Annotated in this window: 13 protein-coding genes and 1 pseudogene; 9 read left to right on the top strand and 5 right to left on the bottom strand. The window is 63.8% G+C overall.

What is annotated here, in order from left to right; genetic code table 11:
• Positions 1-19: 19 nt before the first annotated feature.
• On the bottom strand, positions 20-1,012 hold the full coding sequence (locus tag EPN59_RS04545) for a polyprenyl synthetase family protein (RefSeq protein ID WP_293042833.1): 993 nt from the start codon (positions 1,010-1,012) through the stop codon (positions 20-22).
• Positions 1,013-1,385: 373 nt separating this feature from the next.
• On the opposite strand from EPN59_RS04545, the gene rplU reads away from it, so the two are divergent.
• From rplU to proB, 4 genes are all read left to right on the top strand, one after another.
• Positions 1,386-1,697: a 50S ribosomal protein L21 gene (gene rplU / locus EPN59_RS04540; protein ID WP_007180329.1), complete on the top strand. Its 312-nt coding sequence runs from the start codon at positions 1,386-1,388 to the stop codon at positions 1,695-1,697.
• A 37-nt stretch (positions 1,698-1,734) separates the two neighbouring features.
• Positions 1,735-1,998 (top strand): 50S ribosomal protein L27, encoded by a 264-nt coding sequence (rpmA, locus tag EPN59_RS04535; protein WP_293042744.1) that lies wholly within the window; start codon positions 1,735-1,737, stop codon positions 1,996-1,998.
• Positions 1,999-2,179: 181 nt separating this feature from the next.
• The gene (gene cgtA / locus EPN59_RS04530) at positions 2,180-3,289 is read left to right on the top strand and encodes an Obg family GTPase CgtA (RefSeq protein ID WP_293042741.1); all 1,110 of its coding nucleotides are present in this window, start codon (positions 2,180-2,182) and stop codon (positions 3,287-3,289) included.
• A 74-nt stretch (positions 3,290-3,363) separates the two neighbouring features.
• Positions 3,364-4,482 carry a glutamate 5-kinase gene (proB, locus tag EPN59_RS04525; protein ID WP_293042738.1) on the top strand — a complete coding sequence of 373 codons (1,119 nt, stop codon included), beginning with the start codon at positions 3,364-3,366 and terminating at the stop codon, positions 4,480-4,482.
• A 128-nt stretch (positions 4,483-4,610) separates the two neighbouring features.
• Here proB and EPN59_RS04520 read toward each other — a convergent pair whose 3' ends face one another.
• Together EPN59_RS04520 and EPN59_RS04515 are read right to left on the bottom strand one after the other, a co-directional pair.
• Positions 4,611-5,174 carry a CNP1-like family protein gene (locus EPN59_RS04520; protein ID WP_293042735.1) on the bottom strand — a complete coding sequence of 188 codons (564 nt, stop codon included), beginning with the start codon at positions 5,172-5,174 and terminating at the stop codon, positions 4,611-4,613.
• A 315-nt stretch (positions 5,175-5,489) separates the two neighbouring features.
• Positions 5,490-5,963: pseudogene (locus EPN59_RS04515) on the bottom strand (RNA pyrophosphohydrolase); the annotation flags it as partial.
• 285 nt (positions 5,964-6,248) lie between these two features.
• Here EPN59_RS04515 and EPN59_RS04510 point away from each other — a divergent pair.
• Complete coding sequence (locus tag EPN59_RS04510) at positions 6,249-7,988, top strand: proline--tRNA ligase (protein ID WP_293045608.1); 1,740 nt, start codon at positions 6,249-6,251, stop codon at positions 7,986-7,988.
• A 21-nt stretch (positions 7,989-8,009) separates the two neighbouring features.
• Complete coding sequence (locus tag EPN59_RS04505) at positions 8,010-8,609, top strand: MarC family protein (RefSeq protein WP_293042726.1); 600 nt, start codon at positions 8,010-8,012, stop codon at positions 8,607-8,609.
• Between the two features lie 117 nt (positions 8,610-8,726).
• Here EPN59_RS04505 and EPN59_RS04500 read toward each other — a convergent pair whose 3' ends face one another.
• Both EPN59_RS04500 and ffh read right to left on the bottom strand, forming a co-directional pair.
• Positions 8,727-9,278: a hypoxanthine-guanine phosphoribosyltransferase gene (locus EPN59_RS04500; protein ID WP_293042724.1), complete on the bottom strand. Its 552-nt coding sequence runs from the start codon at positions 9,276-9,278 to the stop codon at positions 8,727-8,729.
• A 160-nt stretch (positions 9,279-9,438) separates the two neighbouring features.
• Positions 9,439-10,806: a signal recognition particle protein gene (gene ffh / locus EPN59_RS04495; protein WP_293042721.1), complete on the bottom strand. Its 1,368-nt coding sequence runs from the start codon at positions 10,804-10,806 to the stop codon at positions 9,439-9,441.
• 84 nt (positions 10,807-10,890) lie between these two features.
• Here ffh and ccsA point away from each other — a divergent pair, with 84 nt between their 5' ends.
• From ccsA to ampD, 3 genes are read left to right on the top strand one after another with little or no spacing between them, the layout of a single operon-like run.
• Positions 10,891-11,829: a cytochrome c biogenesis protein CcsA gene (gene ccsA, locus EPN59_RS04490; protein ID WP_293042719.1), complete on the top strand. Its 939-nt coding sequence runs from the start codon at positions 10,891-10,893 to the stop codon at positions 11,827-11,829.
• 27 nt (positions 11,830-11,856) lie between these two features.
• Positions 11,857-12,198, top strand: coding sequence for a PP0621 family protein (locus EPN59_RS04485; protein WP_293042717.1), 342 nt, complete (start codon positions 11,857-11,859; stop codon positions 12,196-12,198).
• Positions 12,195-12,809 carry a 1,6-anhydro-N-acetylmuramyl-L-alanine amidase AmpD gene (gene ampD / locus EPN59_RS04480; RefSeq protein WP_293042715.1) on the top strand — a complete coding sequence of 205 codons (615 nt, stop codon included), beginning with the start codon at positions 12,195-12,197 and terminating at the stop codon, positions 12,807-12,809. Before EPN59_RS04485 ends, ampD begins: the two co-directional genes overlap by 4 nt.
• Positions 12,810-13,120: the final 311 nt, after the last annotated feature.

Below are 13,120 nucleotides of genomic sequence, written 5' to 3'. Positions count from 1 at the left end.
ACAGCTTGCTTCGTCTTCTTCAAGACTGGCGCGTCGTCGAGTAAGAACATAATTCTAGCAGGCTATCTTTGTAAATGGAAGAGGGGAAGGCCGAAATTGCATCGGCGGCGGCTTGTGCCTCGGCCTTCGCGCACGCGAGCGTGTGATCGAGCGCGCCCGAGCGCGTGATCGCCGTGAAGATTTCATTGAAGCGCGTCGTGCCGCCTTGTTCGATGGCTTCGCGCGCAAGCGCCGATTCCGCTGCCGTGCCGTGCTCGATCAGCCAGATGAGCGGCAGCGTGGGCTTGCCTTCGCGCAGATCGTCGCCGGCGTTCTTCCCCATCGCTTCGGCCGTGCCTGCGTAGTCGAGCCAGTCGTCCATGATCTGGAACGCCGTGCCGATGCGACGGCCGAACTCCGCAGCCGCTTCCTCGGTTCGCGCGTCCGACCCCGACAGCACCGCGCCAAGCTGCGCCGCAGCCTCGAAGAGCTTCGCGGTCTTGTAACGGATCACGCGCATGTAGCGGGACACGTCCACGTCGGCGTCGTGCATGTTCAGGAGCTGGAGCACTTCGCCTTCGGAGATGATCGTCGTGGCTTGCGACAGGATTTCCATCACGCGCATCTTGCCCACGCCCACCATCATTTCGAACGAGCGCGAATACAGATAATCGCCGACCAGCACGCTCGCTGCGTTGCCGAACAGCGCGTTGGCCGTCTGGCGGCCGCGCCGCAGGTCGGATTCGTCGACCACGTCGTCGTGCAGCAGCGTCGCCGTGTGGATGAACTCGACCACGGCGGCGAGTGAGTGCCGGTGCGTGCTGCGGTCGCCGAGCGCGCCAGCCACGAGCAGCAGCAGCGCCGGGCGCAGCCGTTTGCCTCCCGCGCCGATGATGTACTCGGAGATCTGGTTGATCAGCATCACCTCGGACGCCAGGCTTTGCCGGATGACGCGGTTGACCTGCTCCATGTCAGCGGCGATCGGGGCAAGCAGGGTAGTTGCGCTGGGGGTAGGGGTGGCGGTGGACGGCATGATGACGTTTATCGATAGTGCCGCGGATTATAAGGCGAATCGCGCGATTCCCGGACGTTGTCATACGGTCCTGGCCGCTTCTTCATCGCTTGCTCTTCGCTTCCTGGCCGGCTGCCTTGCCGCTTCACCGTCGTTTCCTGGCGCTTTCCAGGCAGTTTCCTGGCGGTTTCCTGGTGGCGAGCAGCGGTCCCGTCAGGCGCCGCCGCCCGGAAAAGGTGCGCCGGGCGGTGCCTGGACGCTTGCGGGCGTTCGGTGTCAAGGAGTTTTGACTGCGCAGCTAACTCCATGTATAATCAGCGGTTTCCAGCGCCAAATGTAGCTTGCAGGTTTGTCAACAAACAGGCTGGAAAGTATTTTTAGAGTGAGGTTCTCAATGTACGCGGTCATAAAAACCGGCGGCAAGCAGTATAAGGTTGCCGTTGGCGAAAAACTTAAAGTAGAACAGATACCGGCAGACATTGACGCAGAAATCACGCTCGACCAGGTTCTCGCAGTGGGCGAAGGCGAATCGATTAAGTTCGGTACGCCGCTGGTCAGTGGGGCTTCCGTCAAGGCTACCGTTGTCTCGCAAGGTCGTCACGCCAAAGTGACCATCTTCAAGATGCGTCGCCGGAAGCACTACCAGAAGCACGGCGGCCACCGCCAGAACTACACCGAACTGCGCATCGACGCGATCAACGCTTAAGTCGACGCAAAGCGCACGAAGGTAAAGGAGCAAACAAATGGCACACAAAAAGGCTGGCGGTTCCTCGCGGAACGGCCGTGACTCAGAGTCGAAACGACTTGGCGTGAAGGTGTTCGGCGGCCAGGCGATCCTCGCAGGCGGCATCATCGTTCGCCAGCGCGGCACCCGCATGCACCCGGGCAACAACGTCGGCATCGGCAAGGACCACACGCTGTACGCGCTGGTTGACGGCCACGTCACGTTCACGACCAAGGGCGCAGCGAATAAGCACATGGTCAACGTCGTCCCGGCAGCGGCCTAAGCTTTTTAGCCCGCTCGCAATCGACGCAAGGAAGGCCCCGCGAAGTTTGCGGGGCCTTTTTGTTTATTGTTGTTTATCGTTTTTTATTGGCCCGGGCCATGCCGGTCTCAGCCGTTCGGCCAGGTTGGTCAAGCGAAGCGGCGCGCGGCAAAATAACGACATCCACGGGACGGAGTAACGCATGAAGTTCATTGACGAAGCGAAGATCGAAGTCATCGCCGGCGATGGGGGCGATGGCAGCGCGTCGATGCGGCGCGAGAAGTTCGTCCCGTTCGGCGGCCCGGACGGCGGCGACGGCGGGCGCGGCGGCAGCGTCTACGCGATTGCAGACCGCAACATCAACACGCTGATCGACTACCGCTATACGAAGAAGCATCTGGCGCGCAACGGCGAGAATGGCCGCGGCGCGGACTGCTATGGCAAGGGCGGCGACGACGTCACTCTACGCATGCCGGTAGGCACGGCCATCACCGATCAGGACACCGGCGAGCTGATCGCCGACCTCACCGAGCACGACCAGCGCGTCATGGTCGCGCAGGGCGGCGCAGGCGGCCTCGGCAATCTGCATTTCAAGTCGTCCACGAACCGCGCGCCGCGCCAGAAGACCGAAGGCAAGCCCGGCGAGCGCCGCATGCTCAAGCTCGAACTCAAGGTGCTGGCGGACGTCGGCCTGCTCGGCATGCCGAACGCGGGCAAGTCCACGTTTATTTCGTCCGTGTCGAACGCGCGGCCGAAAGTGGCGGACTATCCGTTCACGACGCTTGCGCCGAACCTCGGCGTGGTCCGCGTAGGGCCGAGCAAGAGCTTCGTGATCGCCGATATTCCGGGCCTGATCGAAGGCGCGGCGGAAGGCGCGGGCCTCGGTCACCAGTTCCTGCGCCATCTGCAGCGTACCAACCTGCTGCTGCATCTTGTCGACCTCGCGCCGTTCGACGAAGCGGTCGACCCGGTGGCTGAGGCGAAAGCCATCGTCGGCGAACTGCGCAAATACGACGAGTCGCTCTACGAGAAGCCGCGCTGGCTCGTGCTCAACAAACTCGACATGGTGCCCGAAGAGGAGCGTGCCGCGCGCGTGGCCGATTTTGTGAAGCGCTACGAGTGGGACGGCCCCGTGTTCGAGATCTCGGCGCTTACCGGCCAGGGCTGCGAAAATCTCTGCTACGCCGTGTACGACTACGTCTCCGCGCATTCGGATGCGCGCCGTGCCGAGCAAGCTGAAGATCTCGCGTCCGACGTGCGCTTTCGCGACACGCCGCCCGCCGAAGGCGGCGTCGCCCAGCCGCAGGAGTAATACCTCGCCAGTGTCGGCGCGCAGGGCGCGCCGGCGGTCGCATCGTCATCCGTTATTTGGGGAGATCGCGCAGTATGCGTTCCGTCATCGCCGATTCCCGGCGTCTGGTAGTGAAAGTCGGTTCGAGCCTCGTCACGAACGACGGCCGGGGGCTCGATCATGCGGCGATCGGCCGCTGGGCCAAGCAGATCGCGGCGCTGCGTTCGCAGGGCAAGGAAGTTGTGCTGGTCAGCTCGGGCGCGATTGCCGAAGGCATGCAGCGGCTCGGGTGGTCGAAGCGCCCGCGTGAGATCGACGAACTGCAGGCAGCCGCGGCGGTTGGCCAGATGGGGCTCGCCCATGTGTACGAGAGCCGTTTTGCCGAGCATGGCATCCGCACGGCGCAGATCCTGCTCACGCACGCCGACCTCGCCGATCGCGAACGCTATCTGAACGCGCGCTCGACGCTGCTCACGCTGCTGCGTCTCGGCGTCGTGCCGATCATCAACGAGAACGACACGGTCGTTACCGACGAAATCAAGTTCGGCGACAACGACACGCTCGGCGCGCTCGTCGCCAATCTGATCGAAGGCGACGCGCTCATCATCCTGACCGACCAGAGCGGCCTTTACACGGCCGATCCGCGCAAGGATCCGACGGCGACGCTCGTTCAGGAAGCGGACGCGGGCGATCCGGAACTCGAAGCGATGGCGGGCGGCGCCGGATCGAGCATCGGCCGCGGCGGCATGCTGACCAAGATCCTCGCCGCCAGGCGCGCGGCCCACAGCGGCGCGAATACCGTGATCGCGAGTGGCCGCGAGTCCGAGGTGCTCGTGCGTCTTGCTGCGGGCGAGGCGATCGGCACGCAGTTGATCGCACGCACCGCACGCATGGCCGCACGCAAGCAGTGGATGACCGACCACCTTCAGGTGCGCGGGCACGTCGTGATCGACGATGGCGCCGTTCAGAAGCTCACCACCGATGGCAAAAGCTTGCTGCCGATCGGCGTGACCGGCGTGCACGGCGCTTTTGCGCGCGGCGAGGTGATTGCGTGTCTGAACCTTGCGGGCGTCGAGGTCGCGCGCGGACTCACCAACTACAGTAGCGCGGAAGCAAATCTGATCCAGCGTCACGCGAGCAGCGAGATCGAGAGCGTCCTCGGTTACATGCTCGAACCCGAGCTGATCCACCGCGACAATCTCGTGCTCGTCTGACACTTCTCCATACGCGTACCCAGCAAAAAAGCCGCGCCGGCGCAGAGCCGGGGCGGCTTTCGTACTTTAAAACGCAACATCGGAGCGAAGCTTAAGAACGCAACTTAAAACGCAACTTAAACGCAACGTCAGCGAATGAGCGTGGATTGCGTGCGTCCGTAACGCAGGTTCTGGAGGATGACCGCCGCCTTCGCCATGGGCAACTTGTTCTCGCAGAAGTAGTCCTGATAGAGCGAGGCGTGATACGCGTTCAACGAGCCGTTCTCGATGCGCGACCAATCGTTCGCCACGGTTTTGTCCCAGCCGTTGTGATCGGCGTCGAGGCTCGCATAGAGGCGCCATTCGTACGTATCGCAGCGAATGCCTTCGTAGTTCACGTTGCGTGCGCCCGTCGGGCTCGTGATGACGATCGTGTAGCGCACGACGCCGTCCGTGCCGACCGTGAGCGAAGCGGGATCGACGGCGAACTTGAGCGGCGTGTTGTTGGAGACGTCGAACGGCAGCAGCTTCGCATCGGCCTGGGGCAGCGGCGGCAGCGCTTCGAGCTTGTTTTCCTGCCAGTCGCCTTTACGGTCGAGCAGATAGACGAACGCGCTGTCGTCCTTGTTGGTGGGGCCGGAGCTGCCGCAACCGGCCAGCAGGACGCTACTTGCGGCTGCGGCGCACACCGCAGCAAGAGCAATTCGGTTCAAATTGATTTCCCTTCGTAGCAACGTCGCGACGCGCGCGAAGAGCACCGCGACGCAAATGCAAACGGCGACGCGAGTCTGGCTCGCGCCGCCGGTTCTTGTGTCCAGCGCGCCGTCGTCGGCCTGTCAGTCATGCTCGTCCGGCGCAGGCACGATCATACTCTGGCTCGGACTGCAATCGCCTTCGGCCGATGCGCCATCCGGCTCGTGGACGAACTCGGGCTCGGCCTGCACCGCGTTGGCGTGCGCCGACGTGACGACGCGCGGATAGCGCACTTCGTGAGCGTGCAGGCTGGCACGATCCTGCCGCGCCGCTGCGGGGCGCCGCAGGAAGCGCGACAATTCCGTCAACGCGAGTTGATAGACGTCGCGCTTGAACTCGATGACCGCTTCGAGCGGCACCCAGTATTCGTTCCAGCGCCACGCATCGAACTCGGGATGCTCCGTTGCCCGCAGGCAGATATCGCAGTCGCGCCCGACCATGCGCAGCAGAAACCAGATCTGCTTCTGACCGCGATAATGGCCGCGCACTTCGCGCTTGATGAACTTGTCCGGCACCTCATAACGCAACCAGTCGCGCGTGCGACCGACAATCTTGACGTGCTCAGGTAGCAGCCCGGTTTCTTCTTGCAACTCCCGATACATTGCCTGCATGGGGGTCTCACCATATTTGATGCCCCCTTGCGGAAACTGCCAGGAATGTTCGCGAACCCGCTTGCCCCAAAACACCTCGTTATGCGCGTTCAAGAGGATGATGCCGACGTTCGGGCGAAAGCCTTCACGATCCAGCATACAACCACCTTCGAATCCTTTAAAATTGCTTTGATTATAAACAGATAACGGTCCTCACGCACCCGAGCGCCGGAAGATTGGAGCGATTTACTGCGCATTCTCGCAAGAGCGCACAAACGACGCGCGCAATCAAGGTACGAAGGAGCGTTCGCTCGCGAGGTCGGCTCGCGCCCTGTTTAGTGCGCTAGCATGTCGACACCGCGCAGTTCCGGGAATGCCTATACCCGTTTCCCGTTTCACCTTGTTCGGGCGGTCCGCACGGGCCGCCGCTTTTGGAAAATCTGAATGAAAGCCTCCCGTTTCTTTATCGGCACCCTGAAGGAAGCGCCGGCTGACGCCGAGATCGTCAGCCACAAGTTGATGGTTCGCGCGGGCATGATCCGTCGCGTCGCAGGCGGCATCTACAACTATCTGCCGATCGGCCTGCGCTCGATCCGCAAGGTCGAGCAGATCGTGCGCGAGGAAATGAACCGCGCGGGTGCGATCGAACTGCTGATGCCGTCGGTGCAGCCGGCCGAACTGTGGCAGGAATCGGGGCGCTGGGAGCAATACGGACCGGAGCTGCTGCGCTTCAAGGACCGCAAGCAGAGCGATTTCGTGATGGGGCCGACGCACGAGGAAGTCATCACCGACATCGCGCGCAACCAGATCAAGAGCTATCGCCAGATGCCGGTGAACTTCTATCAGGTGCAGACGAAGTTCCGCGACGAAATCCGTCCCCGTTTCGGCGTGATGCGCGGCCGCGAATTCATCATGAAGGACGCGTATTCGTTCGATAAGGACGTCGACGGCCTCAAGGTTTCGTACCAGAAGATGTACGACGCCTACACGCGGATCTTCACGCGTCTGGGCCTTCAGTTCCGCGCCGTGGCGGCCGACAACGGTTCGATCGGCGGCAGCGGCTCGCACGAATTCCACGTGATCGCCGAGACCGGCGAGGACGACATCGCCTATTGCCCGACGTCCGATTTCGCGGCGAACGTCGAAGCCGCCGACGCGCTGCCGCTCATCGCGCAACGCGGTGCGGCAACCGAAGCGCTCACGAAGACCGCGACGCCGAGCGCGCCGAAGTGCGAGCAGGTCGCCGAGCTGCTCGGCATTCCGCTTGAGCGCACGATCAAGTCGATCGTGCTCGCGACGGATAACGACGAAGGCGCCGAACCGACGATCTGGCTGTTGCTCCTGCGCGGCGACCACGATCTGAACGAGATCAAGGCGAGCAAGCTCGAAGGCCTCGCCCATTTCCGCTTCGCGAGCGAAGCCGAGATCGTCGAGTGGTTCGGCACGCCGCCGGGCTACCTCGGCCCGATCGGCACGAAGAAGCCGGTGAAGGTAATCGCCGATTCGACGGTCGCGAACATGAGCGACTTTGTCGTCGGCGCGAACGAAGTGGACTTCCACACGACGGGCGTGAACTGGGGCCGCGATCTGCCGGAGCCGGTCGTCGCCGACATCCGCAACGTGAAGAAGGGCGATCCTTCGCCGGACGGCAAGGGCGTGCTCGACATCTGCCGCGGCATCGAAGTGGGCCACGTGTTCCAGCTCGGCACGAAATACTCCGAAGCGATGAACGCCACGTTCCTCGGCGAAAACGGCAAGCCGCAACCGATGCAGATGGGCTGCTACGGCATCGGCGTCACGCGTATTCTCGGTGCCGCGATCGAACAGAACTTCGACGACAAGGGCATCATCTGGCCGGAATCGATCGCACCGTTCCACGTCGTCGTGTGCCCGATGGGCCTCGACCGCAGCGAACTCGTGCGCGAGCACGCCGAGCGCGTCTACGACGAACTCCTGAAGGCGGGCATCGACGCGATCCTCGACGATCGCGGCGAGCGTCCGGGCGTTATGTTCGCGGACTGGGAACTGATCGGCGTGCCGCATCGCCTCGTGATCGGCGAGCGCGGCCTGAAGGAAGGCAAGATCGAGTACCAGGGCCGCCGCGACACGGAAGCGACGCTGCTGCCGGTCGACGAGGCCGCACAGGCCGTGGCGCAGAAGGTCCGCGCCGCGCTCGCGCGCTAAGCGTCGCGGAGCACGGCAAGCGTGGAGTACAGCTTTCTGTCCGCGACGGTCCTGCTGCTGCTCATCACCGATCCGCTCGGCAACATTCCGCTCTTCATCGGGTGTTTGCACCATGTACCGCCGGCGCGCCGGGCGATCGTGATCCTGAGAGAAGTGGCGATTGCCTTCGTGATCCTGCTCATCTTCATGGTGGCCGGCAACGCCTTCCTGCGGATGATGGGGCTCACGGATACGTCGCTGCGCATCGGCGGCGGCATCGTCCTGTTCCTCATCGCGCTGCGCATGATCTTCCCGCATCCGGGCGGTCCGTTCGGCGGCAGCGACAAGGGCGGCGAGCCGCTTATCGTGCCGCTGGCCATTCCCGCGCTGGCGGGGCCCTCGGCGCTCGCCACCGTGATGCTGCTCACCTCGCAGGCGCCTGGCAAGCTGCTCGAATGGATGGCGGCGCTCACGGTGACGATGGTGGTCTGCGCGGTGGTGCTCGTGCTGGCCGAGCGCATTCAGCTGTGGCTCGGCGAGCGCGTGGTGACGGCGTTTGAACGGCTCATGGGACTCGTGCTGGTGGCGATCTCGGTCGAGATGATCCTCGCGGGGATCAGCAAGTTCGTCCACAGCCTTTGATCGCTCGCGAATGCGCCAACGAAAAAGCCGCCCCCTTCAGGGCGGCTTTTTTACGTCGCGTATTCCGCGCGCGCGGCGGGGCGCATGAATTACCTATGCGTCCGCTTATGTGCTTGCTTATGCGTCTTCAGTCAGCGCGCGGATAGTCGGCAGATTGCGCCAGTATCCCTTGGCGTCCATGCCGCAGCCGAATACGTAGCGATCCGGCACCGGGAAGCCGCAATAGTCGGGATGCAGCGGCTTCGCCTTCGGGATGATCTTCTCGCACAGCACCGCCGAGAGGAATCGCTTCGCACCCATCGCGAGGATGCGGTCGCGGATCGCGGCCATGGTCTCGCCTTCGTCGAGGATGTCGTCGAGCACCAGCACCACGCGATCCTTCACCGATTCGCGCGGCGCCACGCGCCACTGCATTTCGGCGCTGCCCTTGATGGCATTGCGATAGCGCGTGAGGTGGATGTAATCGAATTCGAGCGGGAAGTCGAGGTGGGGCAGCAGCATGCCGGTGAAGACGGCGGCGCCGCCCATCACCGAAAGCACGAGCGGGAAGTCTTCGCTGACTTCGGCGCGGATGGCTTCGGCCATCCGGCCGATCGACTCATCGACCGCTTGCCTGGAAACGATCTCTTCGGAGTGGCGGAATATGTGCAGGGCTTCTTCGCGATTCATGACTCAGGCGGGATCGTAGCTGTAGCTATTCAGTGTGGAAAATAACGCTGGCGCGCGCTACAGCATAAACCCGCGCTTTCCGGCTCGCGCGCCGCATTACGGACGATGGGCCGCCGCGCTGCGCCCGAACGCATCCGGGCGCCGCGCCGGACCCGAAAGATTACCGCATGCCGGGCATCATGCCCTTCATGCCGCGCATCATCTTCTGCAGATTGCCGCCCTTGAGCTTCTTCATCATGGTGCGCATCTGCTCGTACTGGTTCAGCACGCGATTCACTTCCTGGACCTGCACGCCCGCGCCCGCCGCGATGCGGCGCTTGCGGGTTGCCTTGATGAGTTCCGGCTTGGCGCGCTCGGCGGCCGTCATCGAATTGATGATGCCTTCCATGCGGCGCAGCTGCTTTTCGGCGACGCCCATGTCGGCGCCCGCGGCGGCCTGCTGGAACTGTGCTGGCAGCTTGTCCATGAGCGTCGAGAGACCGCCCATTTTCTTCATCTGCGAAAGCTGCGCGCGGAAATCGTTGAGATCGAAGTCGCCGCCTTTCTTGACCTTGTCGGCGAGCTTCTGCGCGGCCTGCACGTCGACGCCGCGCTGCGCTTCCTCGACGAGCGCAAGAATGTCGCCCATGCCGAGAATCCGGTTCGCCATGCGATCCGGATGGAAGACTTCGAGGCCGTCGAGTTTTTCCGCGACGCCGACGAACTTGATCGGCTTGCCCGTGATGTGGCGCACGGAGAGCGCCGCGCCGCCGCGCGAGTCGCCATCGAGCTTGGTGAGCACGACGCCGGTGAGCGGCAGGGCGTCATTGAACGCCTTCGCGGTGTTGACGGCGTCCTGGCCGAGCATCGCATCGACGACGAAGAGCGTTTCTGCGGGATTGAGCGCCGAGTGAAGCGCGGTGATCTCGTTCATCATCGCTTCGTCGATGCCGAGGCGGCCGGCCGTGTCGACGAGCAGCACGTCGTGATAGTGGCGCTTCGCCCAATCGACGGCCGCATTGGCGATGTCGACGGGTTTCTGGTCGGGCTGCGACGGGAAGAACTCGGCGCCGACCTGCTCGGTCACCGTCTTCAACTGCGCGATGGCGGCCGGACGATAGACGTCGCACGAAACGGTGAGCACCTTCTTCCTGTGCTTGTCGCGCAGCAGTTTCGCGAGCTTGCCGACGGTGGTCGTTTTACCGGCGCCCTGCAGGCCGGCCATCAGGATCACGGCGGGCGGCGAGACGGCGAGATTGAGTTCGGCGGCCTTGCCTTCGTAATCGCCGCCGATCACGGCGGTCAGCTCGCGCTGCACCACGCCGACGAGCGCCTGCCCGGGCGACAGGCTGCCGATCACTTCTTCGCCGAGCGCCTTTTCCTTCACCTTGGCGATGAATTCGCGCACGACGGGCAGCGCGACGTCCGCCTCGAGCAGTGCAAGACGCACTTCGCGCAGCATTTCCTGCGTGTTGGCCTCGGTCAGCCGGGCTTCGCCGCGCAGCGTCTTGACGACGCGCGCCATCCGTTGAGTGAGATTGTCGAGCATGGGGAGCGGTGAACAGTGCAGCCCGAGTCACAAGCGCGCGGGTGCAACCGTCGCTGCCTGAGGGGGCTATAGTAAACTTCGAATATGGATATTGTACTGTATGCCCTCACTGCACTCCTCTACGGCGGTTTGTGCACCGCCGACTGGCGCGCGCTGCGCCGCGCAGGCGCGCGCCCGCTCCTCGGCAGCGTGCCGCCGGTGCCGATCACGGCGCCGGTAGACGTCGCCGGCGACGGAGTGCCGCGCACCCGCAGTTTCGGGCCGGTATCGCGTACTTTGCTGTTCATCGCGCTTGCGGCGCACGGCCTGCTGCTGCACACGACGATCTTCCACGACAACGAGATGATCTTCGGCTTCGCGTTCGCGTTGTCGGCGATGCTCTGGCTCGGCGTAGGCATCTACTGGATCGAGAGCTTTTTCTTCCAGCTCGACGGGCTGCGTCTCATGCTGCTGCCGCTCGCCGTGGTGGCGTTGCTTTTGCCCGTTTTGTTCGGTGGCGTGCGCGTGCTTCCATATGCCGCAGCGCCGATGTTCAAGCTGCACTTCGTCATCGCGAACGTCGCCTACGGCCTCTTCGCCATCGCCGCTTTGCACGCCATCCTGATGCTCGCCGTCGAGCGCCGTCTGCACGCGCTGCGCGGCGGCGGCATGCAGCACAACGCGCTGACGCGCGGCGGCGGCTGGCTGTCGAGCTGGATCGAAACGCTGCCGCCGCTCCTCACGATGGAGAAGCTGCTGTTCCGCCTGATCAGCGCAGGCTTTGCACTGCTCACGCTCACGCTCGTCTCGGGCATCGTGTTCAGCGAGCAGTTGATCGACAAACCGCTCTCGCTCGACCACAAGACCGTCTTCGCGATCCTCTCGTGGCTGATGTTCGGCGCGCTGCTCACGGCACGCAAGATTTCGGGCTGGCGCGGCCGCGCCGCGCTGCGCTGGGTGATCGCCTCGTTCGTTGCGTTGCTGCTCGCGTACGTCGGCAGCCGGTTCGTCTTCGAGGTGCTGCTGCACCGTTCCGTTGCCTGAGCGCGTATCGATACGCGCATCGATATCATGAGACAGCTTTTCCTTCTGATTCTGCTGTTCGTCGTCGGACAGTGGTTCGTCAAGTCACTGCGCGGCGCACAGTCGCGTTCCGGCTCGCAAGGGCAACGCACGCCAGGCGCCCAGGGTGGCCAAGGCGCTCAAGGTGGCCAGAGCGGCCAGAGCGGGCGGGGCGCAAGCCGTCCGAATGGCCAGCCGGCGCTGGCTGAACCGATGGTCCGCTGCACCGAATGCGGCGTGCACGCGCCGCGCAGCGAGTCCGTGATGATCGGCTCGCAGTCGTTCTGCAGCGACGAACACGCGCGCGCCTACGCCGCACGCACGGCGAGCCAGGATCGCGCCGCGCGATGAGCGCAGCGTCACCGTTCGAGGCGGACGCGCAGGGCTGGGTGGCCGCCGCGCGCCGCCTGCCGTCGCCGAACTTCGAAGCGCGCCCCGCGGGCGCCGTGCCGACGCTCATCGTCGTGCACAACATCAGCCTGCCGCCCGACACCTTCGGCGGTCCGGAAATCGCCGACCTCTTCCTCAATCGCCTCGACTGCGACGCGCATCCTTACTTCGATCAGCATCTGCGCGGCGTGCGCGTGTCGGCGCACTTCGTGATCCATCGCGATGGCGCGCTCGAACAGTTCGTCTCCTGCGACGCGCGTGCATGGCACGCGGGCGTGTCGAACTTCTTCGGCCGCGAGCGTTGCAACGACTTCTCGATCGGCATCGAACTCGAAGGCAGCGACACGACGGCGTTCGAGCCCGCGCAATACGCGACGCTCGCGGCGCTCGTGAAGGCGCTCGCCGCGCGCTATCCGATCCGTGCGCTCGCCGGTCATTCAGACATTGCACCGGGCCGCAAGACCGATCCCGGGCCGCATTTCGACTGGGCGCGCCTGCAACGCGACACGCAGCTTGCCGACGCGTACTTCCCCTGCTTTCGTCAGCCGGGCGCAACCGATGCGACGCTGTGACTCTGCGTTGCTGGCATAAAAAATCGCTCTGACAGTTGCGTTACCGCAAGGCCCCGGCGCGCCGGAGCGTTTCTGATTGTCAAGAGTTTGCGCTGAAATAAATTGGTTTGATCGAGTCCGAATCTTCACTATACTTGGTGAACGACATTCGCTTTTACACCATATGTTGTGTTGTGATGCGGCGCCCGGCTCCTTGAGCACGGCGCCGCGTGCATTAGCGGCACAGGAAAAAAGAATGATGTGCGGTGTATCCGGCGCAAGCAGGCGCAAGCCGGCGCACCGGCTGTAGTCGGGAAAGAGGGCGCAGCCAA

Origin of the sequence: Paraburkholderia sp., assembly GCF_004298475.1 — a bacterium.
Lineage (GTDB): Bacteria > Pseudomonadota > Gammaproteobacteria > Burkholderiales > Burkholderiaceae > Paraburkholderia > Paraburkholderia denitrificans.
The sequence above is the reverse complement of the archived record's forward strand: the minus strand, read 5'-3'. Positions and strand labels throughout refer to the sequence as shown.

What these genes read in the sequence shown, in the direction of transcription:
- EPN59_RS04545 (WP_293042833.1), bottom strand. Translation starts at nt 1,012, where the DNA reads ATGCCGTCCACCGCCACCCCTACCCCCAGCGCAACTACCCTGCTTGCC.
- rpmA (WP_293042744.1), top strand. Translation starts at nt 1,735, where the DNA reads ATGGCACACAAAAAGGCTGGCGGTTCCTCGCGGAACGGCCGTGACTCA.
- EPN59_RS04485 (WP_293042717.1), top strand. Translation starts at nt 11,857, where the DNA reads ATGAGACAGCTTTTCCTTCTGATTCTGCTGTTCGTCGTCGGACAGTGG.
- ampD (WP_293042715.1), top strand. Translation starts at nt 12,195, where the DNA reads ATGAGCGCAGCGTCACCGTTCGAGGCGGACGCGCAGGGCTGGGTGGCC.
- EPN59_RS04510 (WP_293045608.1), top strand. Translation starts at nt 6,249, where the DNA reads ATGAAAGCCTCCCGTTTCTTTATCGGCACCCTGAAGGAAGCGCCGGCT.
- EPN59_RS04500 (WP_293042724.1), bottom strand. Translation starts at nt 9,278, where the DNA reads ATGAATCGCGAAGAAGCCCTGCACATATTCCGCCACTCCGAAGAGATC.
- ffh (WP_293042721.1), bottom strand. Translation starts at nt 10,806, where the DNA reads ATGCTCGACAATCTCACTCAACGGATGGCGCGCGTCGTCAAGACGCTG.
- ccsA (WP_293042719.1), top strand. Translation starts at nt 10,891, where the DNA reads ATGGATATTGTACTGTATGCCCTCACTGCACTCCTCTACGGCGGTTTG.
- cgtA (WP_293042741.1), top strand. Translation starts at nt 2,180, where the DNA reads ATGAAGTTCATTGACGAAGCGAAGATCGAAGTCATCGCCGGCGATGGG.
- rplU (WP_007180329.1), top strand. Translation starts at nt 1,386, where the DNA reads ATGTACGCGGTCATAAAAACCGGCGGCAAGCAGTATAAGGTTGCCGTT.
- proB (WP_293042738.1), top strand. Translation starts at nt 3,364, where the DNA reads ATGCGTTCCGTCATCGCCGATTCCCGGCGTCTGGTAGTGAAAGTCGGT.